The organism is Pseudomonas sp. 09C 129 (genome assembly GCF_002843625.1).
GTDB classification, from domain to species: domain Bacteria; phylum Pseudomonadota; class Gammaproteobacteria; order Pseudomonadales; family Pseudomonadaceae; genus Aquipseudomonas; species Aquipseudomonas chlororaphis.
The window spans coordinates 6,683,305-6,709,780 of the sequence record NZ_CP025261.1 but is presented as its reverse complement, the minus strand read 5'-3'; the positions used below and the strand labels follow the sequence as shown (position 1 = coordinate 6,709,780).

General features: G+C 62.3%; 21 protein-coding genes and 1 tRNA gene. 5 read left to right on the top strand and 17 right to left on the bottom strand.

Annotated features, from left to right (window positions below; genetic code table 11):
• The first annotated feature begins 105 nt into the window (after positions 1-105).
• Positions 106-264 carry a YqaE/Pmp3 family membrane protein gene (locus CXQ81_RS30075; protein WP_003228885.1) on the top strand — a complete coding sequence of 53 codons (159 nt, stop codon included), beginning with the start codon at positions 106-108 and terminating at the stop codon, positions 262-264.
• A gap of 50 nt (positions 265-314) precedes the next feature.
• On the opposite strand, the gene CXQ81_RS30070 is transcribed toward CXQ81_RS30075, so the two are convergent.
• The 10 genes from CXQ81_RS30070 to CXQ81_RS30025 all read right to left on the bottom strand — a co-directional run bounded on the left by CXQ81_RS30070 (position 315) and on the right by CXQ81_RS30025 (position 11,420).
• Positions 315-2,156: a S9 family peptidase gene (locus CXQ81_RS30070; protein WP_101339290.1), complete on the bottom strand. Its 1,842-nt coding sequence runs from the start codon at positions 2,154-2,156 to the stop codon at positions 315-317.
• The gene (pqqE, locus tag CXQ81_RS30065; RefSeq protein WP_101339289.1) at positions 2,122-3,294 is read right to left on the bottom strand and encodes a pyrroloquinoline quinone biosynthesis protein PqqE; all 1,173 of its coding nucleotides are present in this window, start codon (positions 3,292-3,294) and stop codon (positions 2,122-2,124) included. The genes CXQ81_RS30070 and pqqE overlap by 35 nt, the downstream gene beginning before the upstream one ends.
• Positions 3,266-3,541 (bottom strand): pyrroloquinoline quinone biosynthesis peptide chaperone PqqD, encoded by a 276-nt coding sequence (gene pqqD / locus CXQ81_RS30060; RefSeq protein ID WP_007926090.1) that lies wholly within the window; start codon positions 3,539-3,541, stop codon positions 3,266-3,268. Before pqqD ends, pqqE begins: the two co-directional genes overlap by 29 nt.
• Entirely contained in the window at positions 3,538-4,290 is a 753-nt protein-coding gene (pqqC, locus tag CXQ81_RS30055; RefSeq protein WP_007926092.1) for a pyrroloquinoline-quinone synthase PqqC, read from the bottom strand. Before pqqC ends, pqqD begins: the two co-directional genes overlap by 4 nt.
• Before the next feature lie 122 nt (positions 4,291-4,412).
• Positions 4,413-5,324: a pyrroloquinoline quinone biosynthesis protein PqqB gene (gene pqqB / locus CXQ81_RS30050; RefSeq protein WP_053262888.1), complete on the bottom strand. Its 912-nt coding sequence runs from the start codon at positions 5,322-5,324 to the stop codon at positions 4,413-4,415.
• Between the two features lie 71 nt (positions 5,325-5,395).
• Positions 5,396-5,470 carry a pyrroloquinoline quinone precursor peptide PqqA gene (gene pqqA / locus CXQ81_RS30045; RefSeq protein WP_101339494.1) on the bottom strand — a complete coding sequence of 25 codons (75 nt, stop codon included), beginning with the start codon at positions 5,468-5,470 and terminating at the stop codon, positions 5,396-5,398.
• A 156-nt stretch (positions 5,471-5,626) separates the two neighbouring features.
• Entirely contained in the window at positions 5,627-8,089 is a 2,463-nt protein-coding gene (gene pqqF, locus CXQ81_RS30040; protein ID WP_101339288.1) for a pyrroloquinoline quinone biosynthesis protein PqqF, read from the bottom strand.
• A gap of 48 nt (positions 8,090-8,137) precedes the next feature.
• Positions 8,138-8,932: a carbon-nitrogen hydrolase family protein gene (locus CXQ81_RS30035; RefSeq protein WP_101339287.1), complete on the bottom strand. Its 795-nt coding sequence runs from the start codon at positions 8,930-8,932 to the stop codon at positions 8,138-8,140.
• Positions 8,933-9,039: 107 nt separating this feature from the next.
• Positions 9,040-10,722, bottom strand: coding sequence for an NAD(P)/FAD-dependent oxidoreductase (locus CXQ81_RS30030; protein ID WP_063433212.1), 1,683 nt, complete (start codon positions 10,720-10,722; stop codon positions 9,040-9,042).
• A 236-nt stretch (positions 10,723-10,958) separates the two neighbouring features.
• On the bottom strand, positions 10,959-11,420 hold the full coding sequence (locus tag CXQ81_RS30025; RefSeq protein ID WP_007926099.1) for an Lrp/AsnC family transcriptional regulator: 462 nt from the start codon (positions 11,418-11,420) through the stop codon (positions 10,959-10,961).
• 221 nt (positions 11,421-11,641) lie between these two features.
• Between CXQ81_RS30025 and CXQ81_RS30020 the strand changes: the two genes are divergently transcribed.
• Entirely contained in the window at positions 11,642-14,008 is a 2,367-nt protein-coding gene (locus tag CXQ81_RS30020; protein WP_101339286.1) for a glucose/quinate/shikimate family membrane-bound PQQ-dependent dehydrogenase, read from the top strand.
• Positions 14,009-14,090: 82 nt separating this feature from the next.
• Here CXQ81_RS30020 and CXQ81_RS30015 read toward each other — a convergent pair whose 3' ends face one another.
• The 6 genes from CXQ81_RS30015 to rpsU form a co-directional block, all read right to left on the bottom strand.
• Positions 14,091-14,876, bottom strand: coding sequence for a lipopolysaccharide biosynthesis protein (locus tag CXQ81_RS30015; RefSeq protein WP_256593444.1), 786 nt, complete (start codon positions 14,874-14,876; stop codon positions 14,091-14,093).
• 290 nt (positions 14,877-15,166) lie between these two features.
• Positions 15,167-15,243: transfer RNA gene (locus tag CXQ81_RS30010), tRNA-Ile, on the bottom strand.
• Between the two features lie 15 nt (positions 15,244-15,258).
• Positions 15,259-19,002 carry a bifunctional diguanylate cyclase/phosphodiesterase gene (locus CXQ81_RS30005; protein ID WP_101339284.1) on the bottom strand — a complete coding sequence of 1,248 codons (3,744 nt, stop codon included), beginning with the start codon at positions 19,000-19,002 and terminating at the stop codon, positions 15,259-15,261.
• A 121-nt stretch (positions 19,003-19,123) separates the two neighbouring features.
• Positions 19,124-20,971 (bottom strand): RNA polymerase sigma factor RpoD, encoded by a 1,848-nt coding sequence (gene rpoD / locus CXQ81_RS30000; RefSeq protein ID WP_101339283.1) that lies wholly within the window; start codon positions 20,969-20,971, stop codon positions 19,124-19,126.
• A 67-nt stretch (positions 20,972-21,038) separates the two neighbouring features.
• On the bottom strand, positions 21,039-23,003 hold the full coding sequence (dnaG, locus tag CXQ81_RS29995) for a DNA primase (protein WP_062824425.1): 1,965 nt from the start codon (positions 23,001-23,003) through the stop codon (positions 21,039-21,041).
• A 469-nt stretch (positions 23,004-23,472) separates the two neighbouring features.
• Positions 23,473-23,688, bottom strand: coding sequence for a 30S ribosomal protein S21 (gene rpsU / locus CXQ81_RS29990; RefSeq protein WP_002551877.1), 216 nt, complete (start codon positions 23,686-23,688; stop codon positions 23,473-23,475).
• 200 nt (positions 23,689-23,888) lie between these two features.
• Here rpsU and tsaD point away from each other — a divergent pair, with 200 nt between their 5' ends.
• Positions 23,889-24,914: a tRNA (adenosine(37)-N6)-threonylcarbamoyltransferase complex transferase subunit TsaD gene (tsaD, locus tag CXQ81_RS29985; protein WP_009045890.1), complete on the top strand. Its 1,026-nt coding sequence runs from the start codon at positions 23,889-23,891 to the stop codon at positions 24,912-24,914.
• A gap of 41 nt (positions 24,915-24,955) precedes the next feature.
• Here the strand turns inward: tsaD and plsY are convergent, their stop codons facing one another.
• Complete coding sequence (plsY, locus tag CXQ81_RS29980; RefSeq protein ID WP_007926112.1) at positions 24,956-25,525, bottom strand: glycerol-3-phosphate 1-O-acyltransferase PlsY; 570 nt, start codon at positions 25,523-25,525, stop codon at positions 24,956-24,958.
• 74 nt (positions 25,526-25,599) lie between these two features.
• Here plsY and folB point away from each other — a divergent pair, with 74 nt between their 5' ends.
• Positions 25,600-25,953 (top strand): dihydroneopterin aldolase, encoded by a 354-nt coding sequence (gene folB / locus CXQ81_RS29975; protein WP_007926118.1) that lies wholly within the window; start codon positions 25,600-25,602, stop codon positions 25,951-25,953.
• Entirely contained in the window at positions 25,944-26,462 is a 519-nt protein-coding gene (gene folK, locus CXQ81_RS29970; protein WP_101339282.1) for a 2-amino-4-hydroxy-6-hydroxymethyldihydropteridine diphosphokinase, read from the top strand. Before folB ends, folK begins: the two co-directional genes overlap by 10 nt.
• The last annotated feature ends 14 nt before the right edge of the window (positions 26,463-26,476 follow it).

Sequence of the window (26,476 nt, the reverse complement as noted above, 5' to 3'; positions counted from 1 at the left end):
GGGATAAAAACTGGCCCTTGGCCAGAATCGATTGAACCCTGCCGAACGCCATGGGTCGATTAGCGGTGAGGCTCGTACGAGTCGATTACTATCTGGAGCTGCCCCATGGACTTTATCCGCATCATCATCGCCATTCTGTTGCCGCCATTGGGCGTGTTCCTGCAAGTGGGGTTCGGCGGCGCGTTCTGGCTGAATATCCTGCTGACCCTGTGCGGCTACATCCCGGGCATCGTGCATGCGGTGTACATCATCGCCAAGCGCTGAGCCTGGCGCCCGCTCCGCAGAGGAGCGGGCTGGTTCCCCTTGGACGGCGATTATTCCGGTGCGTCCGTCTGTTCCATTACCTGCCGATAAAACAGCCATTCCTGTTCCAGGGCGTGAGCCTGATTGGCGGCCTTGCGAAAACCGTGGCGCTCGTCCGGGTAATAGTGCGCTTCGGCCGCAATGCCGTTGTCTTGTAACGCCTTGAGCATGTCCCGGGTCTGCTGGGGCACTACCACGGCATCGAGTTCACCCTGGAAGAAAACCACCGGCACGCGGATATTGCCGGCATGCAACAGCGGGGTGCGGGCCTTATAGCGTTCGGCATCCTGTTCGGGGTCGCCGATCAGCCAGTCCAGGTAGTCGCCTTCGAACTTGTGGGTGTCTCGCGCCAGGGCCACGGGGTCACTGACGCCATACAGGCTGGCGCCGGCACGGAACACATCGGCGAAGGCCAGGGCGCAAAGGGTGGTGTAGCCGCCGGCGCTGCCACCGCGGATGAACGCCCGGCCGCCATCGATCAGGCCTTGTCGGGCCAGATACACGACCACCGCACAGGCGTCCTCCACATCCACTTCGCCCCAGCCCAGGTGCAGGGCTTGCCGGTACTCGCGACCATAGCCGGTGCTGCCGCGATAGTTCAGGTCGGCCACGGCGAACCCCCGTTGCGCCCAGTACTGGATACGCGGGTCGAGTATCGGATAACAGGCCGACGTGGGGCCGCCGTGGATGAACACCACCAGCGGAGGCCGGTCGTCATCGCTCATGGCCGGGTAGAAAAAGCCGTGGGCCTCGCCCTGGCCGCTGGGGTAACGCAGGGTTTGCGGACGGCTGATCTGCTCGGGCAGCAAGGGCGCCACGCCGCCAGCCAGGACCTTGACCTGCTGCGATTGGCGGTCAATGGCGATCACCGCGGACGGACTCACAGGTGACGCCGTGATGCAGTAGATAAACCGTTCATCCAGCGCCAGGTTGCGGAAGCGGCTGTAGTCGCCGCTGAAGTCCTGTTGCTCACCCTCGGCCAGGCGCAGCCCCAAACGGCCAAAACCGGCTTGCGTCCAGGTACCCAGCCAGCTGTCGCCGCCCAGCGGCAGCCAGGTGCAGCAGCCCAATTGCCAGGGCGCCGGGGCGTGATCGGCGGCGGCGCAGGGCAGCGCCTGCAGGCCGTTAGGGGTTTCACCCCAGGGTTGCCAGAAGCCGGCGCGGTCGGTCAGGCAATACAGGCGGCCGCTGTCATCGAAGCGCGGCTGTTGCAGTGACTCTTCCGCGCGATCACCAGCCAGGCACCGAGGGTCATCCCAGCGGCCGTTGGCCAGGCGCTCGGCGACCATCAGGCGGGTCGAGGTCCAGGGCTGATGCGGTCGATCCCATTCGATCCATGCCAGGCGCTGGCCGTCCGGGCTCAAGGTGGGAGCCGCGTAGAAGTCCGCCCCTTCGGCCAGCAGCTGGCGTTTTCCGCTACCGGAGTCGATGGTCACCAGGCAATGCCGGTTGTTGTGCTCTTCCACTGCCAGCACCTGGCCGGCGGCGAACTGCAGGTCGCCATAACGGCACTCGCCGCAGGTCAGGGCTACCGGCGCTTCGCCTTGCAGGGATTGTCGGTAGAGCTGCTGGTCCGCCTCGTTGACGAACACCAGCCCGTCATCGCTCAGGCAAAAGGCGCCACCGCCGTATTCATAGACCCGGCTGCGCACGCTGAAGCCTTGTGGCGTCAGGCAGCGGGCCTGGTTGTCGCGCCAGTGCCAGATCCGGCAGGCGGCGTCTTCGGGACGGTATTCGTTCCAGAACAGGCCGTTGGCGCCGAGCCGCAGCTCGGCGAAATCGATGCCGGCGGCGACGGCTTGGGCGGCGCTGAAGGATTCAGCCTTTGGCGATGAGGCGTGAGTTTCGTTCATTACGGAAGGCCAGTTGTTCGATGGTCTGAGTGGCGTGCTCGGCTTCTTTGCGGGCCTTGAGGATCACGCCGTGATGGGGCGACTTGCTGCACACCGGGTCGGCATTGCTGGCATCGCCCGTGAGCATGAAGGCCTGGCAGCGGCAGCCACCGAAGTCCTTTTCCTTTTCATCGCAGGAGCGGCAGGGCTCGGGCATCCAGTCATAACCACGGAAGCGGTTGAAGCCGAAGGAGTCATACCAGATGTGCTGCATGCTGTGGTCGCACACATTGGGGAATTGCACGGGCAGTTGCCGGGCGCCGTGGCAGGGCAGGGCGGTGCCGTCCGGCGTGACCGTGAGGAAGATGCTGCCCCAGCCGTTCATACAGGCTTTCGGGCGTTCCTCGTAGTAGTCCGGGGTGACGAAAATCAGTTTGCACGGATGCCCTTCGGCTTCCAGCCTGGCGCGGTATTCGTTGGTGATGCGTTCGGCGCGCACCAGTTGTTCCTTGGTCGGCAGCAGGCCGACGCGGTTGAGCTGGGCCCAGCCGTAGAACTGGCAGGTGGCGAGCTCGACGAAGTCGGCTTCCAGGGCGATGCACAGTTCGATGATGCGGTCGATTCGATCGATGTTGTGCCGATGGGTGACGAAGTTCAGCACCATCGGGTAGCCGTGGGCTTTCACCGCCCGGGCCATTTCCAGCTTCTGGGCGAAGGCTTTTTTCGAGCCGGCCAGGAGGTTGTTCACCTGCTCGTCGCTGGCCTGGAAACTGATCTGGATATGGTCGAGCCCGGCCTTCTTGAAGTCGCTGATCTTCTGCTCGGTCAGGCCGATGCCGGAGGTGATCAGGTTGGTGTAGAAACCCAGCTTGCGCGCCTCGCCGATCAGCTCGGCAAGGTCTTGGCGCACCAGCGGTTCGCCACCGGAAAAGCCCAGCTGCGCGGCGCCCATCTCCCGGGCTTCGCGAAATACCTTGAGCCACTGCTCGGTGCTCAGCTCCTTGCCCTGCTCGGCGAAATCCAGCGGGTTGGAGCAGTACGGGCATTGCAGCGGGCAGCGGTAGGTCAGCTCGGCCAGCAGCCACAGCGGCAGGCCGACTTCCGGCTTGGGCGGTATCGGCGCTGGCGAATCAGCCAAGTTCGATCCAGTGCTGTGCACGGGCGACCTCCATGAATTGCTCGATGTCGTCACCGAGTTCGGGCACGTCGGGGAACTGGACTTGCAGCGTCTGGATGATCGCCGCGACATCCCGTTCGCCGTCGATCAACCCGCCGATCAGCGCGGCGCTCTCGTTGAGCTTGATCATGCCTTCAGGGTAGAGCAGTACATGGCCCTTCTGCGCCGGTTCGTACTGGAAGCGGTAGCCGGGACGCCAGGTCGGGGTCTTGCTGCGATCGAAGCTCATAGGGTGATTCCTTTATGCCAGACCCGTTCTGTGGTGACGCTGTGATACGGCGGACGATTGAGTTCATAGGCCATGCTCATGGCGTCGAGCATGCTCCAAAGGATGTCCAGTTTGAACTGGAGAATTTCCAGCATGCGCTCCTGGCCGGCGCGGGTAGTGTAGTGCTGCAGAGTGATTGCCAGCCCGTGCTCGACATCGCGCCGCGCCTGGCCCAGGCGGGTGCGGAAGTATTCATAGCCGGCCGGGTCGATCCACGGGTAATGCTGGGGCCAGCTGTCGAGACGCGACTGGTGGATCTGCGGTGCGAACAGCTCGGTCAGCGAGCTGCTGGCGGCCTCCTGCCAGCTGGCGCGGCGGGCAAAGTTGACGTAGGCATCGACGGCGAAACGCACGCCCGGCAGCACCAGCTCTTGCGAGCGCAGCTGGTCCGGGTCGAGACCGACCGCTTGCCCCAGGCGCAACCAGGCCTCGATGCCACCGTCTTCGCCGGGGGCGCCGTCGTGGTCCAGCAGGCGCTGAATCCACTCGCGACGAATTTCCCGATCCGGGCAGTTGGCGAGAATCGCCGCGTCCTTGAGCGGGATGTTCACCTGGTAGTAGAAGCGGTTGGCGACCCAGCCCTGGATCTGCTCGCGGGTCGCCCGGCCCTGGTACATCGCCACATGATATGGGTGGTGGATGTGGTAATAGGCGCCCTTGGCCCGCAGGGCTTGCTCGAATTCGGCGGGGGACATTGCTGTGTCAGTCATTGCGGTTCTCCGGGGAACAACCGTGGATAGTGTTGCCTCATCGGGCCTCATCGCGGGCAAGCCTCGCTCCTACAGGTAGCGCTGTCCGTAGGGGCGAGGCTTGCCCGCGATAGCTCCTGTGGTTACAGCTCGATACTCATGCCGTCGTAAGCCACTTCAACGTTACGCCGCGCCAGCTCCGCGCGTTCGGCGGAATCCTCGTCGAGGATCGGGTTGGTGTTGTTGATGTGGATAAGAATCTTGCGCTGCTCTGGCAACTGTTCCAGCACTTCCAGCATGCCGCCGGGGCCGTTCTGCGCCAGGTGGCCCATTTCCCGCCCGGTCCGGGTGCCGACGCCGCGACGCTGCATCTCGTCGTCTTCCCACAGGGTGCCATCCACCAGCAGGCAGTCGCTGCCGCTCATGATTTCCAGCAGCGCCGCGTCGACCTTGCCCAGTCCAGGGGCGTAGAACAGCTTGCCGCCGGTGCGCAGGTCTTCGACGATCAGGCCGATGTTATCGCCCGGGTGCGGATCGAAGCGATGGGGCGAATAGGGCGGCGCGGCGCTGCGCAGCGGCAGCGGGCTGAAGCGCAGGTTCGGGCAGGCCGGGATGGTGAAGCTCCGGTCGAGTTCGATGCGGTTCCAGTCCAGCCCACCGTTCCAGTGGGTGAGCATGGTGAACAGCGGGAAACCGCTGCTGAGGTCTTCATGGACCATGTCGGTGCACCAGACCTGATGCGGGCAGCCTTCGCGCAGGCTGAGCAGGCCGGTGGTGTGGTCGATCTGGCTGTCCATCAGGATGATTGCGCTGATCCCGGTGTCGCGCAGGGCGCGGCCCGGTTGCATCGGGGCGAAGCCCTGGAGCTGGGCGCGGATGTCCGGCGAGGCGTTGCACAGGACCCAGTTCACGCCGTCATCGGAAATGGCGATCGACGATTGGGTGCGAGCCTTTGCCCGCAGGCTGCCGTCGCGAAAGCCCGCGCAGTTCGCGCAGTTGCAGTTCCACTGCGGAAAACCGCCACCGGCGGCGGAACCTAGAATCTGGACAAACATGGCCGCTCCATCAGGTTAAGGCTGAAAATAAAAACGCCCCGGCGAGCCGAGGCGTTGCACTGCGCGAGCAATCAACGGCTGGCGAAGTACATGGTGACTTCAAAGCCGATACGCAGGTCGGTGTAAGTTGGTTTGGACCAGGACATAGAGGTGCTCCTTCAGGTGGGTGGGACGGTTGAGATCTATACATATAGTCCACCTCCAACCGGAGATGTTCAGATGCTTAGGGGGCTATCTTACTAAATTCCCCCCGGGGAATGACTGCAATTGTTGAAGAAAGCTCGTTGCAGCCAGGGTAACGATCATTTTCCCGCTTGCCAGGGTTCGCCCGGGCAGGCACCGCTGGCCAGGCAGCGCCAGCCGCCTTGCGCCTGCTGCAACTGTTCGGCCGCGAGCAACAGCTGTGACCGGGGCGCCGCCATGATTTCCTGTTGCAATTGCTCCAGGTAATCCGACGGATGGCCGGCCAGTCGGCCCTGCCAGAGCAGCTCGGCCAGTTGTGCCACGGGCAATGCACGGGCATCGAACTGGGCGGCCAGGTTAGCTTTCAAGTCGTCCAGGGAGGCGTCATCCAGTGCCGCGATCAACTCGGGCAACTGCGCCAGAAACGCCCGGATATGCTCGAGGATCTCGCTCAGTGGGGCACTGGGCGACTGCACGCCGAACAGCAGGCCGGTCTGGCCATTGATCTGTCGCACACCGCTGAACACCGCATAGCCCAGTTGCAACTCGACCCGCAGGCGCTGATAGAACGGCATCTGGCCAAGCTGCCCCAGCAGCCGCCAGCTGGCTTCCTGCTGAAGGGTGGTGTCCGCTGCCGGGCAAAACAGCAGCAGGGCCTGCTCGCCGGAGCCGGTTGCGAGCTCATGCCAGTGCTGCTGCGCGGCTATCGAGGGTGGCGCAGAAAGCTGGCTGTCGGCGGTGCCTGGGGCTTTGCTCAATGCTGCGCCGATTGCGCTTTGGGCATGGGCCAGGCCGATGGCCAGGCCATCCCAGTGGGCGCCTTCCCACAGCGTTTGCCAGCCTTGTTCATCCAGTGGATGCGGTTCCTCGCAGGCGGGTATGTCCAGGCAGCGCTCGGGCAGTTCCTGGAGCAATTGGCGGATCGGCAACAGCGGCGTGGGAGTCGCCGGGGGCATCTGCCAGAATGCCGCGCCGGGTTCGCTCAGTTCCAGCAGAGCCTGCTGGAGCATGGCCGGAATCGGTTCGGGAAGACCCTTCAGCGTCAGCAAACACTGGTTACCCGAGACACCGAGGGACAGCTCGACGCCCGCCTGAAGTCCGTCGTCCCGCAGGTTGCGCAGGTGGTTTTGCAAGCGGCTGCGCAGTTCCTGCGGCAACACGCTTTGCAGACGCCAGCGCAAGTACAGAGCCGCCTCGCCAGCGTCGTCGGCGATGGCTTGGCTGAAGGTCACCGCCGAGGATTCGCGACGCTGCCGCAAGCGGTCTTGGGCGAAGGTGCGCAAGCCGCGGTGGGCGCTGGTTTGCCCGCGAATCAGGCCGGCCCGGGCGGTTGGCGCCGAGCTGCGCAGGAACGGATTGGGCGCAGGCAGTTGCCAGCCGATGCCGCTGGCTGCCGACGGGGCTTGAAGTTGCGACAGCAGGGCCTTGAGGGCCGTGGCGCCGCGGTCGGACAGCTGCGGTTCCAACTGCTCGTTATTCAGTCTTGCCAACGCCAGTGCGCTGGCGACCTGGCGTTGGCGCTGTTGCAGCAGGGCGTATTCATCACGCAATGCCGGCCAATCGTCCTGGCTGCTGAAAAACGCCAGCCAATCGAAGAACAACTCACTCACTTGCTCCGGCTGTTGGGCGCCTTGCTCGGTCAAGTCGAACTGGATATGCAGCAGCGCCTGGCCGGCAAACTGATACAGCGGCGCGGCCTTCAACCCTTCGACCAGCTTGCGCTCCTTGAGCATGGCCAGCAGCCCGCCGGATTTGCCGCAGGCCAGCCAGGTGCAGAGAAAATCCAGCGCTTCACGGGCGGCCGTGGGCAGTTGCTCGCAGGCGAACAGCAGGTTCAGGTGGCGCCCGTCGAGCTGCTGATAATGCTGCTGTGCAGATGTCAGCAAGGGCACCGGGGCTGCTTGCGGTTGCGCTTTACCGACGGCGAGGACGGCGCCAAAACCCTGGGCCAGGGCTTTCAGTTCTTCCAGGGATTGGGGGCCGGCCAGGCTCAGGGACATTTGTCCGCTGTGGTAGTGAGCCTGATAGAAGGCCTGCAACGCCTGTTGAAACGCCGGGCGCGGCACGTTGAGGCTGTAGCGATTGCCGGCGTGGAACGCCCGCAGGGGATGCTCCGCGGACAGGCCGTCGAGCAAGGCCAATTGCCGTTGCGCCGCGGCATCCCGCGACCAGGCGATGAACTCCGCGTGCAGCACCTCGCGCTCGCGCAACTGGTCTTCCTGGCTCATGCGCGGGTGGGTGAGCATGTCGGCCAGGCGCTCCAGCCCGCCGACGAAATCCGCGGGGGGCAGTTCGAAGAAGAAGTCGGTGTGGCGTTCGCCGGTGCTGGCGTTCACCTGGCCGCCGTGGCGTTGCACATAGGCCATCAGGCCCTGTTGCGCGGGAAAACGCTCGGTGCCGAGAAACAGCAGGTGTTCGAGAAAGTGCGCCAGCCCGGGCCAGGCCAGCGGTACGTCGTGACTGCCGGCCGAGACCCGCAGGGTCGCCGCGCAGCGTTTCAATCGAGGGACGTGGTGCAGTGAAACCCGCAGGCCGTTGGCCAGGGTTTCCCGATGAGGCAGAGGGTGGTTCAGCGCGGGCATGAGCACTTCCAGAACAGTGAAGCGCCCATGCTAGCGGATAACCCCGGATCAGCGCTTGTTCAGGTCGTCGTAAAGCTCCGGGCGACGGTCATGGAAGTAGCGGTTGGCGGCGCGGGAATCGAGCATCAACTGACGGTCCAGCGTGCCGGTTATCAGGGCTTCGTCCAGCCCGGCGAGGGCAATCCGCTGGCCGTCGGGGGCGGCGATGCTGCTCTGGCCACAGTAGTGGATCTCGTCTTCGTAGCCGCAGTAGTTGGCGTAGGCCACATAACATTGGTTTTCGAAGGCGCGCGAACGCACGGTGACATCGGCGATGAAGTCGTAAGGCAGCATGTTGGCGGTGGGCACCAGAATCAGCTCGGCCCCGGCCAGCGCCAGGCGCCTGGCGTTCTCCGGGAACTCGATGTCGTAGCAGATCAGGAAACCGAGCTTCCAGCCGTTGAGTTCCACCAGGGGGAAATCGTCTGGACCTGCGCTGAACATCGAGCGGTCGAGATCGCCGAACAGGTGGGTCTTGCGGTAATTGCACAGGCGTTGGCCGTTGCGGTCGATCAGTTGCACGGCGTTGTAGATCTGGCCATCGTCGGCGCGCTCCGGGTAGCCATACAGAATCGCGATGCCCGCCGACTGGGCGACATTGGCGATGTATTGCGCCGACGGACCATCCTGGGCCTCGGCCAGGGCGCCCACCGCCTCGACACCGATGTTGTAGCCGCTCAAGAACATCTCCGGCAGCACCAGCAGGTCGGCGCCGGAAGCTTCCACGGCGACTTTCTGCAGGCGTTGCAGGTTGCCGGCGACATCCAGCGGTTGTGGGGCACATTGATAAAGCGCTACACGCATGGCGATGACTCCTCTGTGCGCTGGACTGTCACTGTAGCCGTTGCCGCGGGCTGCTCAAAGACCACGAGCGTTGCGCTCGATCGCAGCCTGCGGCAGCGGCTACAGGTTCAGTCGGCCAGGGCGATGGGGCCGATTTCGTGGAACACGTCGCCCGGTCCCGGGTTCTCGGCGTGGGTCTGCCCGCCGAAGTGCTTCATGATGCCCCAGACCGCGTTGAGCGAGGTCTGTACCGCGCCCTCGACCCAGGCCGGAGTCCAGGACACATCGTCGCCGGCAATGAAGATCCCGCGCTGCTCGGCGGGCAGGTCGTCCTGCATGAAGTGCGCGTACATGCGCTGGTTATAGCGGTAGTGGCCGGGCAGCGCGCCCTTGAACGCGCCGAGGAAGTGTGGATCGGCCTCCCAGGACACAGTGATCGGATCGCCGATGATGCGCCCGGCGATATCGACTTTCGGGTAGATCTTCTTCAGGGCGTCGAGGGCCAGCTTGACCCGTTTTTCCACCGGGTGCGGCAGCATCTTCAGGGCGTCGCTCATCCACGAATAGGACAGGCAGATGACCCCCGGCTTGTCGTCGCCGTTATCGAACAGGTAGGTGCCGCGAGTCAGGCGATCGGTGAGGGTCATGCTCATCAGGTCGCGACCGGTTTCCGGATCCTTGTCCTTCCAGAACGGCCGGTCGACCATGACGAAGGTCTTCGACGATTGCATGTAGCGGGTGCGGTCCAGGGCCATCCACATCTTCTGCGAGAACAGCGATTCTTCGCATTCGATCTGGGTGGTCAGCAGCCAGCTCTGGCAGGTGGTCAGCACTGCTGCGTATTCGCGGGTATCGCCCCAGTTGTCGGTGACGCTGAAGCGGCCATCGGCGGCCCGGGCGATACGTTTCACCCCGGGACGCGGCGCGCCATGGTGCAGCGAGCTGAGGCTGGTGCCTTGCGGCCAGTGGGCGCAGCGCTCCGGCACATGGCGCCAGATGCCCAGCGGCACCTGCTCGACACCGCCGACCACCAGGTGCTGGTGATCGTCGCAGTTGGTCATCACCACACGGAAGATTTCCAGCATCGAATTGGGGAAGTCCGAATCCCAGCCGCCGGTGCCGAAACCGACCTGGCCGAACACTTCGCGGTGATGGAACGACAGCTTGGCGAAGGCCTTCGAGGTGGCGACGAAGTCATAGAAGGTGCGGTCGTCCCACAGCGGCACCAGGGTGTTCCACAGTTCCTTGAGGCGCGGCACATCGCGGTCGCGAATGGCCTGCTGGATTTCGCCGAAGCGCGAACCGTCTTCCAGGGCATCGGCCCAGGCGTCGGCCACTTCCTGGAACAGCGCCGGCAGGTCGGCGAGCTTCTGCGCGTAGTGAGTCTGGCCTTCGAGGTCGATCACCGTGCTGCCGGAAGCCGGGGTCAGCGGGTTGGGAAAGGGCTTGGTCTCCAGACCCAGCTTGTCGACGTAGTGATAGAAGGCCGTGGAGGACACCGGAAAGCGCATGCCACCCAGTTCGGCAATGATCCCTTCGGCGCCTTCGAATGCCTGGGAGCGCAGCCGGCCGCCCATTTTCGAGGCTTCGTACACCACGGGCTTGAGGCCCAGCTTCATCAGCTCGTAGGCCGCCACCAGCCCGGCGATACCGGCACCGACAATCGCCACTTCGGCGCCATGGTTGGCTTCGGGAATGCTGCCCAGGCCGGCGGGGTGCTCGATCCAGTCGTCGAAGGCGAACGGGAAGTCCGGGCCGAAAATGGTGATGGGTTTCTTACCGTCTGCAGGATGGCGATTGTTCTTGTTCATGGCTGACCTTGCTGGCGACTCGAGCAGAGCGCTGAGTATAGGAAAAGATGGCAGCCATTCTAGGGAGCGTTGCGCACGTTAATAAGACGCAAAGTGTCGTCGTTTTGGATGATCTTATTTCAATCTGACGATATTTTTTAACTAACTGACGAAAGATTCTCTGTAGCCGCTGCCGAAGGCTGCAATCGAGCGCGAAGCGCTCGCAAAACAGTGGGTTACCGTGCCTGGAAAAACCTTCAGACGGGCTGCCCACGGTCGATCTTGCTGCTGAGAATGATCGAGGTGGTGGTCTTTTCCACACCGTCGACGCTGCCGATCTGGTCGAGCAACTGGTCCAGCTGTTCCGGCGAATCGGTGCGCAGCCAGGCGACATAGTCGAATTCCCCACTGACCGCGCAGAGCTGCTGGACCTGGGCCATGGCGCTCAGGCGCCGCAGGACCTCCTTGCCGGAGCGCGGCTGCACCTTGATCCCGACGTAGGCCTGCAAGCCGCCATCGATGACCCGCTGACCCAGGCGCACGCCATAACCGGTAATCACCCGCGCCTTTTCCAGCCGCGCCAGGCGCGAGGTCACGGTGGTACGGGCGATCCCCAGTTGCCTGGCGAGCATGGCCACGCTTTCGCGGGCATTGATCTGCAGGGCCGCGATCAGTTGGCGGTCGATTTCGTCGAGGACGGGAGGGCGGCTGTCAGACAAGGTGAACTCCGGCGCGGGCAACGGTGGCCGAGCATGTTACAGGCTCGCTCCAGGCGATGCTTGCGGCATGGCGTCAGTTGTATTGGCTGCCGGCCCTGTTGTGACGGCCAGGCTCAACAGCGCGGGTGACATTTTTTGCCACGAATTGCCTGCGACAAGTTGTCATAAGTAACTGGTTAGTACATTCTTGCGCCACGTAAAGAATGGGAGAAATTTCCGACATGAATAATTCTGGGGCTGCCACCGGCAGCAAATGGCTGCTGGGGGCGCTGGGTTTGCTGATCGCATTGATCGGCCTGGGGCTGGCCGGCGGGGGCGGGTACCTGGTCAGTCTGGGCGGCAGCTGGTTCTTCCTGCTGATGGGCCTGGCGATGATCGTTTCCGGGCTGCTGATCGCCCGGCGTAACCCGCGTGGTGCCTGGCTGTATGGGGTGGCGCTGGTGCTGACGGCGATCTGGGCGGTCTGGGATGCCGGGCTGGAGTACTGGCCGCTGGTTTCGCGGGTGCTGACCTTCGCCGTTATCGGCCTGGTGGTGGCGCTGATCTACCCGACCCTGGTGCGGGCTTCGGGCGCGACCGCCGGGCGTGGCGCTTATGGCCTGGCCGGCGTGCTGGGCATTGGTGTCGTGGCGACCCTGGCCTACATGTTTGTGCCGACCCACGTGGTCAAGGCCAGCAGCGAGCCGGCGATCAAGCCTGTGGCTCCAGGTACCGAGCAGAAAGACTGGGCCCATTGGGGCAACACCACCGCCGGCAATCGTTTTGCCGCGCTGGACCAGATCAACAAGGGCAACATCGACCAGTTGCAGGTGGCCTGGACTTTCCGCACTGGCGACATTCCGCAAAGCACCGGCGCGGGCGCCGAAGACCAGAACACACCGCTGCAGATCGGTGACACGGTCTATACCTGCACCGCCTACGGCAAGGTGTTCGCCCTGGACGCCGACACCGGCGCCGAACGCTGGAAGTTCGATCCGCAAGGCTCGGCGCCTAACTGGCAGCGGTGCCGCGGCCTGGGTTACTTCGATGCTTCCGCCGAGCCTGGCGCCGAGGCAGCGGCCGCTCCGGCCGCCTGCACCAAGCGTTTGTTCCTGCCGACCGGCGATGCGCGCCTGATCGCGATCAACGCGCAAACCGGCAAGCCGTGCGAAGACTTCGGCGACAAAGGCACGGTCGACCTGAAAACCGACATGGGCGAAGTGAAGCCTGGCTACTACCAGCAGACCTCGACCCCGCTGGTGGCCGGCAATGTGGTCATAGTCGGCGGCCGGGTGGCGGACAACTATTCCATCGGCGAGCCGCCGGGCGTGGTCCGCGCCTTCGACGTGCGCAGCGGCGAACTGGTCTGGGCCTGGGATCCGGGCAACCCGAACACCACCAAGCGTCCACCGGCGGGCGAGACCTACACCCGCGGTACGCCGAACGTCTGGTCGGCCATGTCCTATGACGCCAAGCTCGGCCTGGTCTACCTGCCGACCGGCAACGCCACGCCAGACTTCTTCGCTGGCCAGCGCACGGAGTTCGACGACAAGTGGAGTTCGTCCATCGTCGCCCTGGATGTGAAGACCGGTCAGGTACGCTGGCACTTCCAGACCACTCACCACGACCTGTGGGACTTCGACCTGCCGGCGCAGCCGCTGCTGTACGACGTGCCGGACGACAAGGGCGGGGTGCAGCCGGCGCTGGCGCAGGTCACCAAGCAGGGTGAGATCTTCCTGCTCAACCGCGAAACCGGCGTGCCTATCGCCCGGGTGGAAGAGCGTCCGGTGCCACAGGGCAATATGCCGGGCGAACGCTACTCGCCAACCCAGCCGTTCTCGGTGGAGATGCCGTCGATCGGCAACCAGACCCTGACCGAGTCGGACATGTGGGGCGCCACGCCATTTGACCAGTTGATGTGCCGTATCCAGTTCAAGGGCATGCGCCATGAAGGTGTCTACACCCCGCCGGGCCTGGATCATGCCTTGCAGTTCCCGGGCTCCCTGGGCGGCATGAACTGGGGCAGCGTGTCGGTGGACCCGAACAGCAACTATATGTTCGTCAACGACATGCGCCTGGGCCTGGCCAACTACATGATCCCGCGGGCGCAGATCGCGGCCGGGGCCAGCGGTATCGAAATGGGCGTAGTACCCCAGGACGGCACGCCGTTTGGGGCGATGCGCCAGCGTTACCTCTCGCCTGCCGGTATTCCGTGCCAGAAGCCACCGTTCGGCACCCTGTCGGCCATCGACCTGAAAACCAGGAAGCTGGTGTGGCAGGTGCCGGTCGGTACCGTGCAGGACACCGGTCCCCTGGGTATTCGCATGCACATGCCAATCCCGATCGGCATGCCGACCCTGGGGGCGTCCCTGGCAACCCAGTCCGGCCTGTTGTTCTTCGCTGGCACCCAGGATTTCTACCTGCGCGCCTTCGATACCGGCAACGGCAACGAAATCTGGAAAGCCCGCCTGCCGGTGGGCAGCCAGTCGGGGCCGATGACCTACGTTTCGCCCAAGACCGGCCGGCAGTACATCCTGCTGACCGCAGGCGGCGCGCGTCAGTCGCCGGACCGTGGGGACTATGTGATCGCTTATGCATTGCCCGAATAACGGCTGATCCTGGCCTTACAGAAAAACCGCGCAAGGCGCGGTTTTTTTGTGGGCGAACACAATCCGTCCGAGCATGGAGTGCTCAGCGATTAACCAGCTTGTCGAGTTCGTCGAGACTGATTTTGGGAATGATCGAAGTAGGGATGCTCGACGTGGGGGACAGGTTGTAGACCGAAAAATCCTTGCCCATGACCTTGTCCGACATCAGCTTCAAGGATGGCAGGATCCGCGATTGCAGGTGCTGGTCCAAGCCGCAGGGTGACTTGAAGGTATCTGGCGTTTCATAAAAACGCCCCTGGGCAGGATTCAGGTCGACGCCCACCAGGATCGCCGTATTGAAGCCGGCGTGATAGGCGAGTTGCAGCGCCAGATAAGCCACCGTGCGGGCGTCGAAGAAACCCAGTTCAAGGTTCTTGCTGAAACCGATGGTCCGGCTCCTGTTGCCCCAGAGCAGGGGAGGGCGAACCAGGTCGCGGTTGCTCCTGAGCAATCGCTGCGTCCAGGTCTGTCGTGGCGCCTTCTTCAGCAGAAACAGCTCGCCGCGAGGCTGGATCGGAATCGTGCGGGCATGTTCTTCCCAGAGCGCCACACGCTGACTGACAGCCATTGCCTGGGTGAAGAGCTCGGGTTGCTGGAGGGAGAAGCTGGTGTCGGTGCAGGCATAAAAAAAGGGCTGTATGCCGGTGCCGCGGAACATCGAGATGGCCCCGTTCATGGTGATCATCGGGATGTTCGAGAAGGCTTCGATAGGGAAGTCCTTTGCCGAACTACCGGATGCAATGATGAAAACAGGGCCTTGCTGAATATTTCGGCAACGTGCAAAACCCGTTGCCCGGCCAGGCGAAGGCGCCGTAGATACTACTTCCATGTGTTGTGTCCGAATCATCAGGCCACTCTGATTATTATGGGGTGGCTTAAGTGGTGCATCACGCCGGGGAAAGGACAGGCTCTCCCCCATTGATAGAAGTGCAGTCTAGGACCAAACAAAGGCCATGCACGACTTCCGAACGGTTATGACCGTCGCGGTTTTTAATAGTTGTGCGGTAGGGCTGATTTCTTGGAAAAAACGATCGGGCGTTTTGCCGGCCTGGCGGCCGAATGGAGGGATTTGCAGCGCGTTGAATACGCGAAAGCCGCGCAATGCGCGGCTTTCAAAGATGGTGGGCCCACACGGACTCGAACCGTGGACCAAAGGATTATGAGTCCTCTGCTCTAACCGACTGAGCTATAGGCCCTCAGTAGGCCGCGGATTATAGCGACGGTTTCTCGGCTGTGCTATCCGAAAAATCCGAAACGGGAAGGCGTAGAAAGGTCGCAGCGAATTCGTCGGCGCTCAGCGGCAGGCTGATGACGTAGCCCTGGATCTGTTCGCAGCCTTCGTTTCCGAGGAATACCTGCTGGTCATGGGTTTCCACGCCTTCGGCGATCACGGTGAATTGCATGCTGCGGCCCAGGGCGATGATGGCCCGCACGATCGCCACATCGTGGGGGTCGTCGGGCAGGCCGCGGACGAAAGATTGATCGATTTTCAGGAAATCCAGCGGCAGGCGCTTGAGGTAGCTCAGGGACGAGTAGCCGGTACCGAAATCGTCGATGGCCAGCTGGACGCCCAGGCGCTTGAGCTGGTGCAGGACCGCCAGGGCTTCCTCGGCCTGGCTCATGATGAAGTTCTCGGTAATTTCCAGTTGCAGGAAGCCGGGTTTGAGGCGGTTGTCTTTCAGCAGTTGTTCAATCCGCCCCAGCAGGTTCGGCTGGCGCAACTGGGCGCCGGCGAGGTTGACCGAGAGCGGGCCGAAGCTGTCGTAGCGCTCGTTCCACTTGCGCAGCTGTTGGCAGGCGTGTTCCAGCACCCAGTCGCCGATCTGCAGGATCATGCCGTTCTCTTCGGCCAGGGGGATGAAGTGTTCGGGCGGGACATCGCCGAAGGTCGGGTGATGCCAGCGAATCAGGGCTTCGGCGCCCACCAGCTCCTGGTCGCCCAGCCTGATCTTGGGTTGGTAGTAGAGATACAGCTCGTTGCGTTCGATGGCCCGCCGCAATTCATGTTCCAGGGCCACGCGCTCGCTGGCCTGGGCGGTCAGGTCGCGGGTATAGCTTTCGACCCGGTTGCGGCCCTTGGCCTTGGAGCGGTACATGGCGGCGTCGGCATTCTTGACCAGGGTGGCCACGTCGCAACCGTCCTTGGGGTAGAGGCTGGTACCGATGCTGGCACTGATGAAAAACTCGTGCTCGCCGGCCTGGAACGGCGCGGTGAAGCAGTTCAGCAGCTTGTTGGCGATGTGGTCGGCATCGCTGGGCTGCTGCAGCCCAGGTAGCAGGATGATGAACTCGTCGCCACCCAGGCGGGCCACGGTGTCGATATCCCGCAGTTGTTCTTTCAGGCGCACGGCAATGCCCCTGAGCAGCAGGTCGCCGACCGGGTGACCGAGGCTGTCGTTGATGTGCTTGAAGCGATCCAGGTCGAGAAACAGCACGGCGCCCTGGCCACCATTCTCCTGCTGGTTGTTGAGGGCAGTCAGCAGGCGGCTTTCGAACAGGGTACGGTTCGGCAGGCCGGTCAGCGGATCATGGTGCGCCTGGTAATCGAGCTTGGCCTGGGCGTGCTTGAGGCTGGAGATATCGGCGAATACCGCGACGAAGTGGGTGATGAACCGGTCTTTGTTACGCACCGCGCTGATGGTCAGCCAGCTGGGGTACAGCTCGCCATTTTTGCGCCGATTGCAGATTTCCCCTTGCCAATGACCTTCGGCGGTCAGTTGGTGCCACATGGCGGCGTAAAAGGCGCTGTCATGCAGGCCGGAAGCCAGCAGGCGCGGAGTGTGGCCCAGGGCCTCGGTTTCGCTGTAGCCGGTGATTTCGGTGAATGCCCGATTGACCGCGCTGATGTGCTGCTGGGTATCGGTGATCAGTACGCCTTCAGCGGTGCTCTCGAACACGGTGGCGGCCTGTTGCAGCTTCTCCTGCATCAGGTGGCGCTCGGTGATGTCGCGGGCGATGGTCAGCATGCAGTCTTCGTCGCCGATCGGCAGCGGCCGGCTCGAGAGCTCGCAGAGGCGGATCTGACCGTCATTGCGGCGAATATGGCAGCTGAAATCGCGCACGAAGCCATCCCGCTGCATCAGGTCGAGCATCTGCCGGCGCTCGTTGAGGTTGACCCAGATGCCCAGCTCCAGCGTGGAACGGTCGACGGACATGGCGCTATTGAAGCCGGTGATACGACTGAAACCTTCGTTGACCTCTATCAGCAAGCCGTCGCGCTGGCGGCTTAGCAGCAGGCCGTCCGGCGAGGCGTGAAAAGCCTTGGCGAACTTCTCTTCTGAGGTTTGCAGCTGCTGTTGGGTTTCCTTCAACTGGCTGATGTCGCGAACCACCACGACCAGGGCGGGCGTAGTGTCGAGGTCGAAGGGTTCGGCGGAGATCAGCCCGGTGAACAGCTGGCCGTTGCTGCGCCGAAAGGGCATTTCCAGGTTACGGATACTGCCGGCCTGCAAGCGTTGCAGCAGCCCCGGGCCGACGCCCTGAATACCCCAGATATTCAGCTCGGTGGCCGTCTGGCCCACGACTTGCGAGGCACTCAGGCCGATCTGTTCTTCGAACGCCTCGTTGACCTCCAGCAGGCAGCCATCCGACAGGCGGGCAATGACCAGGATGTCCGGGCACTGTTGGAAGACCGAGGCGAATTTCTGTTCCGAGAGCTGCAGGGCCTCTTCGGTGCGTTTTGTCTCGCTGATGTCGATCATCAGGCCGCGCATGATCGGTTCATGCCCATGCTCGATCAGGCTGACGATGTCGCGAACCCACAGGCAGCGGCCATCGGCGGTGATCACTCGGTAATCCAGGCTGTGATCGCGCCCGGCCAGGACTTCGTGATCGCAGAAGTGCTGGGCGCGCGTCAGGTCGGCGGGGTGGATGATGTTTCTCCAGAACCCGGGAATCAGCCAGTGCGAAAGGGGATAGCCCAGCAATTGTTCGGCATGGGGCGACACGTAGCTGTAGGTGAAGTCGCTGATGCGCGCTTCCCAGGCGATTGCCGACAGGCTTTCGACCAGGCCGCGGTAATGGTATTCGCTGCTGCGCAGCTCCTGTTCCAGGGCCACGCGCCTTGCGATCTCGGAGCTCAGCCGGCGATTGATGCGGATCACTGCCGCCAGAATGGCAAACAGCAGGAGCAGCCCTGGCAGGCCATAAAACAGCAGGTCCGACCAGAACGAACGGTGGTCGAGCACATTGCCCACCCAGCGCTGCTGGATCTCGTTGACCTCCGCCGGGCTTATGTCAGCCAGCACCTTGTCGAGAATGCCTACCAGTATCTTGCTGTCGCGGGGGACGCCCATGGCCAGCTGATAGCGGTAGGGCGTCTCGCCGCTGACATAGAGCCCGTCGAGCTTCAACTGCCGCAGGCTCCAGACACTGGAAGCCAGGTCGCCGACCACGGCATCGACCTGATTGAGGGCCAGCGCCTGCAAGGCCGAACTCACATTGGGCAGGGCGACCAGGTTCAGGTCGGGATGGTGGGTGCGCAGCAGTTCATGGGGGGCGTAATTCTCCACGACGGCGATCTTCAGGCCGTACAGGTCCTGGAGCTTGCGAGGTTGCGCGCCGCCTTTATGGGCCAGGATCACGATGGGGAAATCGAGGTACGGGCGGGTGAAAGCCAGATAGTTTTGCCGTTCCGGGGTCGACATGATGCCCGGCAGCAGGTCCAGCTTGCCCTTTTTCGCGGCTTCGAGCACTTCGCTCCAGCTGGCGGGTTCTATCGGCTTGAGCGTGATCGCCAGGCGATCCTGGATCAGATGGATATAGTCCGCCGCAAGGCCCTGGTAGCGCCCTTCCTCATCGCGATATTCGAAGGGCGGCCACGAAGCGTCGACGCCCAGGCGCAATTCCGGATGGGCGGAAAGCCAGCCACGTTCTTCATCGGTGAGCGTCAGTGCGCCAGCCGTTGCGGTCCAGGCGAGCAGCGACAGCACCAGCACGGTCGGCAGTCTGGGCATAACGGTCTCGTTATGACACGGGGAATGTTTCGAGTGTAGACGGGCAATCCGGAGGGAGTGAGGCGCGGGGAGTTTTAAACTGCACAAAACAAGACCCCCAGCAGGGCTGGGGGTCTTGGTATTACTCGTCGAGGAAGGAGCGCAGGTGCTCGCTTCTCGTCGGGTGGCGCAGCTTGCGTAGCGCCTTGGCTTCGATCTGGCGAATCCGCTCACGGGTAACGTCGAACTGCTTACCGACTTCCTCGAGGGTGTGGTCGGTATTCATGTCGATGCCGAAGCGCATGCGCAGTACCTTGGCTTCACGGGCAGTGAGGCCGGAGAGTACTTCGCGAGTCGCTTCCTTGAGGCTCTCAACGGTGGCGACATCGATTGGCGACTGCATGGTCGAGTCTTCGATGAAGTCACCCAGATGGGAGTCTTCGTCATCACCGATCGGGGTTTCCATGGAGATCGGCTCTTTAGCGATCTTCAATACCTTGCGGATCTTGTCCTCAGGCATTTCCATGCGTTCGCCCAGCTCTTCCGGGGTCGGTTCGCGACCCATTTCCTGCAGCATCTGCCGGGAAATACGGTTGAGCTTGTTGATCGTCTCGATCATGTGCACCGGAATACGGATGGTGCGGGCCTGGTCGGCGATCGAGCGAGTGATCGCCTGACGGATCCACCAGGTGGCATAAGTCGAGAACTTGTAGCCGCGACGGTATTCGAACTTGTCTACCGCTTTCATCAAGCCGATGTTGCCTTCCTGGATCAGGTCGAGGAACTGCAGGCCACGGTTGGTGTACTTCTTGGCGATGGAGATCACCAGACGCAAGTTGGCTTCGACCATCTCTTTCTTCGCGCGACGGGCCTTGGCCTCGCCGATCGACATGCGACGGTTGATGTCCTTGATCTCGGCGATCGTCAGGCCGGTCTCGGTCTCGAGCGCGGTCAGCTTCTGCTGGCAACGGATGATGTCCGGTTGCAGGCGACCGATGGCTTCGGCGTACTTGGCCTTGCCTTTGGCCAGTGCGTCGGACCAGCTTTCGTCCACTTCATTGCCAGGGAACTGGCGCAGGAAGTCGGCGCGTGGCATGCGAGCATCACGAACACAGAGTTGCATGATCGCGCGCTCTTGCTGACGCAGGCGATCCAGGGCGCTACGAACGCGTTCAACCAGGCCTTCGAATTGCTTCGGAACCAGTTTGATCGGCATGAACAGTTCAGCCAGGGCCAGCATTTCAGCCAGGGCTTGCTTGTGTTCACGACCGTGCTTTTTCAGCGCCTTGCGGGTGATTTCCATCTGGTCGGCAACGGCGCCAAAGCGCTGGGCTGCGATGACCGGATCCGGACCGCTTTCGGCTTCTTCTTCGTCGTCACTGGCTTCGGTGTCATCGTCGTCGGTGTCGTCGTCCGCTTTCGCGGCCTTGGCATCGACAGGCGGTGGTACTTCGGCGGCAGGCGGCGCGATGCCGTCGTCCGGGTCGATGTAACCGCTCAGGACGTCGGACAGGCGACCACCTTCGGTGGTGACGCGAGTGTATTCGGAGAGGATGTGCTCAACCGTGCCAGGGAAGTGCGCGATCGCGCCCATCACTTCACGGATGCCCTCTTCGATACGCTTGGCGATTTCGATTTCGCCTTCACGTGTGAGCAGCTCTACCGTACCCATTTCGCGCATGTACATACGCACTGGGTCGGTAGTGCGACCAATGTCGGTTTCCACTGCCGCCAACGCTGCGGCGGCTTCTTCAGCTGCTGCTTCGTCGGTATCGGCTTCGGCCAACAAAAGGGCATCCGCATCCGGAGCACTCTCGAATACGTTGATCCCCATGTCGTTGATCATGCGGATGATGTCTTCCACCTGTTCCGGATCTGAAATATCCTCCGGCAGGTGGTCGTTGACCTCCGCGTAAGTCAGGTAACCCTGCTCACGACCACGGCTGATCAACTCTTTGAGGCGAGACTGCTGTTGCGCTTTTCCGGACATAACACCCTATCCACTGAAGGTCTTGGCGGGCAAAAAACAAGCCGAGGATTATACCCGAGCTATGACCTCACGCGCCAGTTGAGGTCGGGTTTGATGCGGGAACATTGCGTTTTAAAAGCTCAAGTAGCTGAATTTTTTCTTCGCCACTCAATTCGCTTTGACGCGATTTCCTGAGAAGTTGTTCCAAAGCACGCTCACTTTGGCGAGCGGACAAGCTTTTAATGGTGTCGAAAAACTGTTGTTCAAGGTTATCGCCCTCAATCAACCATTCCTTTTCTGCCAGCGCCTTGATCAGGCGGCCCTGTTCGGTGCCGTGCCAACGCGCCATCAGTTGATGAATAGAGCGTAGCTTAGGATTTTTCTGCACGGCTTCGATCAGGGCGACCAGCAACTGGGTATTGGTGTTGTCGTCGGCGGCGAAATGCCCGGCGTCTTCAACTTTCTCGGCCAGTTGCGGGTGATGCAGCAATGTTCGAAGAGCTGACAGTGTAGGAGGTTCGACGGCGGCCGGAACGCGCGGGGCACGTGGTTGATCGCGATCGCCATTGCGCTTGCCCTTTTTGTCCCACGGCTTGTTCTCCCACTTCTTGCCGCCGGCACCGCTTTTCTTCGGCGTCCATTCCTGCTGCGGCACATAGGCTTCTTGCGGCTCGTGGTAGTCGGCATAGTCCGGCATGGCGTCGTAATCGATGCCGGCGTCGTACGCCGGCGGCGCTTCTTGTGGGGCGCTGTGCACCAACTGGTTGACGGTCTCGTTGTTGAGCCCGGTAATTTCACTGAGGCGCTGGCGCATCAGGGTCCGCAGGTTGGCTCCTGGGACCTTGTCGATCAACGGTGCAGCCAGAGTGGCCAGGTGGGCCTTGCCCTCGAGCGAACGTGGATCGGCTTCGTCCGTCAGTTGCTGGAAGAAGTAATCGGCCAGCGGTTGAGCGTGTTGATTGATGCGTGCGCGAAAGGCGTCGGTGCCTTCGGAGCGGACCAGGGTATCCGGATCTTCCCCTTCGGGAAGAAACAGAAAACGCGCCCGGCGACCGTCCTGCAGGCTGGACAGGGTTGCCTCCAGCGCGCGCCAGGCGGCCTTGCGCCCGGCCTGGTCGCCGTCGAAACAGAACAGGACGCTGGGCACGATGCGGAACAGGCGCTTGAGGTGTTCTTCGCTGGTGGCGGTACCCAGGGTCGCAACGGCGTTACGCAGGCCTTGTTGGGCGAGGGCAATCACGTCCATGTAGCCTTCGACGACGATGATTTCGTCGAGGTTGCGGTTGTTCTTGCGGGCTTCAAACAGGCCGTAAAGCTCCTGTCCCTTGTGAAAAACCGGCGTTTCCGGCGAGTTCAGGTACTTCGGTTTGTCGTCGCCCAGTACCCGGCCACCAAAGGCGATGATCCGGCCGCGGCTGTCGCGGATCGGAAACATCACCCGGTCGCGAAAGCGATCGTAGCGTTTGCCGGTTTCGGCATTTTCGATCAGCAGGCCGGCGTCGATCATGGCTTTCTGCTGCAGGGTGTCGCTGCTCAGGTGCTTGAACAGGTTGTCCCAGCCGGGCGGTGCAAAGCCGAGGCCGAAGTCGCGGGCGATTTCGCCGGTCAGGCCGCGCCCCTTGAGGTAGTCGACCGCGGCCTTGCGGGCCGGATGGCTTTTCAGGGCTTGGCGATAGTAATCGGCGGCGGCGGTCAGCAGCGGATAGAGCGGCGAGTCGGTTGGCTGCCGGGGCTTGTGCGGGCGGCCGCTTTCCTCGCGCGGGATCTCCATGCCGGCGGCTTTGGCCAGTTCCTCGACTGCCTGGGGGAAGTCCAGGTTGTCGTGGTCCATGATGAAGCCGAGGGCGTTGCCGCCCGCGCCACAGCCGAAGCAGTAGTAGAACTGCTTGTCAGGGCTGACGCTGAAGGAGGGGGTCTTTTCCTTGTGGAACGGGCAGCAGGCGGTGTAGTTCTTGCCGGCCTTTTTCATCTGCAGGCGCGAGCTGACAACATCGACGATGTCGGTGCGGTTCAGAAGGTCGTCAATAAAGCTCTGGGGAATCAGCCCGGCCATGGCGTTCTCGTCATCACTGCGCGAAAGAATTGGACCAATGCGAAGGCTTCGAAAGTGGGCTGCTCGAGACGCAACGGCTGCGCGTTCGACCATCTGTCGTCGGCTTGATCGCTATCGGGAAGTGTATCTGCCGAAAGTCCACTGACGTTAGTTTCAATCAGTCTTCGACTATTTGAAGATATTGCTCTGAGTCCGACAGGTCTCGGATGGCTCATAAGCGGGCGCTGGAGAAGGGCGCCTTGGGCTGAGTCTGTTGAGGAATCAGAATAAAAATGTGCTCGTCAGTAGCCTTGGAAGGCTCGTCAGAAGAGACGTGCACCGCTGGCAGGAAGCCAGGTCTGACGTGGTGAAGCGGATTGTCTCGGTCGCATGCGCGGCGTTGACGGTGAAGCATCAAGCGTTGTCCGCAAATGCCATTAGCCCGGCTGAGGGCCGGGCTTGGCAGAAGCTTGCAGCGAACGTCTGTGTATTAGTACAGACGTACGGCGCGGCGCTGTTCGCGCTGAACTTTCTTGGCGTGACGCTTAACAGCAGCAGCTGCTTTGCGCTTACGCTCGGAAGTCGGCTTCTCGTAAAATTCGCGGCTACGAACTTCAGCCAGAACACCGGCTTTTTCGCAGGAGCGCTTGAAACGACGCAGAGCTACGTCGAAGGGTTCGTTCTCTTTAACTTTGACGGCTGGCATCCAGAGCTACCTTCATTCATTACCGGGGTCAACGTTCTCGTCGCAAAAATCGCGGCTGAGGTCGTCGGTTTTTAAGGGTTGCGGATGTTAACCCCTCATCGCTCGGAATGCAAAGCCTCTGATCGAAAACCGCTGGTCGGCTGAGGGAGTGGCGACTATTATGCGCGCCTTCGAATTTAGCCTCTACAAGGCGCAAACCCATGCTAGTACTGGGATTAGAAACTTCCTGCGACGAAACCGGCGTCGCGCTTTACGACAGCGAGCGGGGCCTGCTGGCCGATGCGCTGTTCAGTCAGATCGACCTGCATCGGGCCTATGGTGGCGTGGTGCCGGAGCTGGCCTCTCGCGACCATGTCAAGCGCATGCTGCCGCTGATTCGCCAAGTTCTGGCCGAGGCGGACTGTGTGCCGACCGAAATCGACGCCATTGCCTATACCGCTGGCCCGGGCCTGGTCGGAGCCCTTCTGGTGGGCGCTTCCTGTGCCCAGGCGCTGGCCTTCGCCTGGGGTATCCCGGCGCTGGGTGTGCACCATATGGAAGGCCACCTGCTGGCCCCGATGCTGGAAGAACAACCGCCGGAATTTCCGTTCGTCGCTTTGTTGGTTTCCGGTGGTCATACGCAGCTGGTGCGGGTCGATGGCATCGGCCAATACGAACTGATGGGCGAAACCCTGGATGATGCTGCCGGTGAAGCCTTCGACAAGACGGCGAAGATGATCGGCCTGAATTATCCGGGCGGTCCGGAAATCGCTCGCCTGGCCGCCCAAGGCGTGGCCGGGCGCTTTGTTTTCCCGCGGCCGATGACCGATCGTCCAGGGCTGGATTTCAGTTTCAGTGGCTTGAAAACCTTCGCCCTGAATACCTGGCAGCAATGTGTCAGCGCTGGGGACGACGGCGAACAAACCCGTTGCGACATCTCGCTCGCCTTCCAGCAGGCGGTGGTGGAAACTCTGACCATCAAATGCAAGCGAGCCTTGAAGCAGGCCGGACTCAAGCGTCTGGTAATTGCTGGTGGCGTGAGCGCCAACAAGGCGCTGCGCGCGTCGCTGGAAAAAATGCTCGGCGAGATGAAGGGGAATGTGTTTTACGCCCGTCCTGAGTTCTGCACCGATAACGGCGCGATGATCGCGTTTGCCGGTTGCCAGCGTTTGCAGGCCGGTCAGCAGGAGAGCCTGGCGATCAGTGTGCAGGCGCGTTGGCCAATGGAGCAGTTGTCGCCGTTGTGAGTCGGTAATTTCCCGACCTGAGCCCGGTTCATCTTCAGGATTCAGAAATGCCGTTCGCGCCCGGCAAACAGGTCGCGTAGATTGCCGCGGTGGCGCCAGACGATGAGCAGTGTGAGGACGCTCATCGGCAGTAGCGCCGCCGGCGCCTGCCAGGCCAGCAATGGCAGGGTCAGGGGCGTGGCGATCAAGGCCGCCAGCGAGCTGGTGCGGGTCAGGTAGAAGGTCAGGAGCCAGGCGGCAATGGCCAGGAGCGCCGCTGGCGGATAAAGCCCCAGCAGCATCCCGGCGGCGGTGGCGACACCCTTGCCGCCGCGAAAGCGAAAGTACACGGGGAACAGATGGCCCAGTACGGCGTAGAGCCCGATCCAGGCCTGTTGTTGGAGCGAAAGGCCTGCGAGACTGGCGATCAGCACAGGCAACAGCCCTTTGAGCAGATCGCCGAGCAAGGTCAGTACCGCAAGTTTCTTGCCGGCCAGGCGCAACATGTTGGTGGCGCCGGCATTGCCCGAGCCACTCATTCGCGGATCGGGTTTACCGGTCAGGCGGCTGAGCAAGATGGCGAAGGACAGCGAGCCGAGCAGGTAGGCGAAGATCGCCAGTAACCAAAACATGCTAACTATTCCGGGCGAGGACGCCCTGATTCTAACGGCGCATTGCGCCCTTGTCGTGCTGCGGAGAAGAGTGCTTGGACAGAGTGTTTATCGAGGGTCTGGAAGTCGACACGGTGATCGGTGCCTACGACTGGGAGCGAGGCATCCGACAGTGCCTGCGCCTTGACCTGAGCTTCGCCTGGGACAACCGCCCGGCCGCGGCTGGTGACGACCTGACCCTGGCGCTCGACTACGCCAGCGTGTCTTCGCGGATCCAGGCGTTTGCCGAGCAAGCACAATTCCAGTTGGTGGAAACCTTTGCCGAGCGTCTGGCTGAAGTCCTGATGAGTGAGTTTCATATTCCCTGGTTGCACCTCAAGCTGACCAAACCCGGTGCTGTTGCGGCCGCCAAAGGTGTGGGCGTGGAGATCGAGCGCGGATGTCGCTAACTCAGGTATTTCTTGGGCTCGGCAGCAATATCGAGCGCGAAACCCATCTGCTGGCCGGGCTCGATGCCCTGGCGGGCTTCCTGCAGGACATGCGCTGCTCGGCAGTGTTCGAAAGCCAGCCGGTCGGGATCAAGAGCGGGCCTTTCTTCAATCTGGTGGTTTCGGCCTTTACCGATCTGCCGCTGATGGAACTGGACCGCCGGTTGAAGTTCATCGAAGCGGATAACGGTCGTTATGCCCCGGACCGCAAGGGCCTGCCGCTGGATATCGATGTGCTGCTGTTCGGCGATCTGGTGGGCAATTTCGACGGCTTGATCCTGCCGCGCGCCGAGATTCTGAAGAATGCCTTTGTGCTCTGGCCCTTGTCGCTGATGGCACCGGAAAGGGTTCATCCGCTGGCCGGACAGGACTTCGCCACCCTCTGGCGCGAAGCCCAAATCGACCAGGTGCTGGCGCCCGTGGCCTTTGAGTGGCGGGGCAGGCAGCTGACGCCACCGGAGCTGGGATAGCTTTGGCTGATTGC

Coding starts and splice junctions, on each gene's coding strand:
- CXQ81_RS30075 (WP_003228885.1), top strand. CDS start 106: ATGGACTTTATCCGCATCATCATCGCCATTCTGTTGCCGCCATTGGGC.
- CXQ81_RS30070 (WP_101339290.1), bottom strand. CDS start 2,156: ATGAACGAAACTCACGCCTCATCGCCAAAGGCTGAATCCTTCAGCGCC.
- pqqD (WP_007926090.1), bottom strand. CDS start 3,541: ATGAGCTTCGATCGCAGCAAGACCCCGACCTGGCGTCCCGGCTACCGC.
- pqqC (WP_007926092.1), bottom strand. CDS start 4,290: ATGACTGACACAGCAATGTCCCCCGCCGAATTCGAGCAAGCCCTGCGG.
- pqqB (WP_053262888.1), bottom strand. CDS start 5,324: ATGTTTGTCCAGATTCTAGGTTCCGCCGCCGGTGGCGGTTTTCCGCAG.
- pqqF (WP_101339288.1), bottom strand. CDS start 8,089: ATGCCCGCGCTGAACCACCCTCTGCCTCATCGGGAAACCCTGGCCAAC.
- CXQ81_RS30035 (WP_101339287.1), bottom strand. CDS start 8,932: ATGCGTGTAGCGCTTTATCAATGTGCCCCACAACCGCTGGATGTCGCC.
- CXQ81_RS30030 (WP_063433212.1), bottom strand. CDS start 10,722: ATGAACAAGAACAATCGCCATCCTGCAGACGGTAAGAAACCCATCACC.
- CXQ81_RS30020 (WP_101339286.1), top strand. CDS start 11,642: ATGAATAATTCTGGGGCTGCCACCGGCAGCAAATGGCTGCTGGGGGCG.
- CXQ81_RS30015 (WP_256593444.1), bottom strand. CDS start 14,876: ATGGAAGTAGTATCTACGGCGCCTTCGCCTGGCCGGGCAACGGGTTTT.
- CXQ81_RS30005 (WP_101339284.1), bottom strand. CDS start 19,002: ATGCCCAGACTGCCGACCGTGCTGGTGCTGTCGCTGCTCGCCTGGACC.
- rpoD (WP_101339283.1), bottom strand. CDS start 20,971: ATGTCCGGAAAAGCGCAACAGCAGTCTCGCCTCAAAGAGTTGATCAGC.
- dnaG (WP_062824425.1), bottom strand. CDS start 23,003: ATGGCCGGGCTGATTCCCCAGAGCTTTATTGACGACCTTCTGAACCGC.
- rpsU (WP_002551877.1), bottom strand. CDS start 23,688: ATGCCAGCCGTCAAAGTTAAAGAGAACGAACCCTTCGACGTAGCTCTG.
- tsaD (WP_009045890.1), top strand. CDS start 23,889: ATGCTAGTACTGGGATTAGAAACTTCCTGCGACGAAACCGGCGTCGCG.
- plsY (WP_007926112.1), bottom strand. CDS start 25,525: ATGTTTTGGTTACTGGCGATCTTCGCCTACCTGCTCGGCTCGCTGTCC.
- folK (WP_101339282.1), top strand. CDS start 25,944: ATGTCGCTAACTCAGGTATTTCTTGGGCTCGGCAGCAATATCGAGCGC.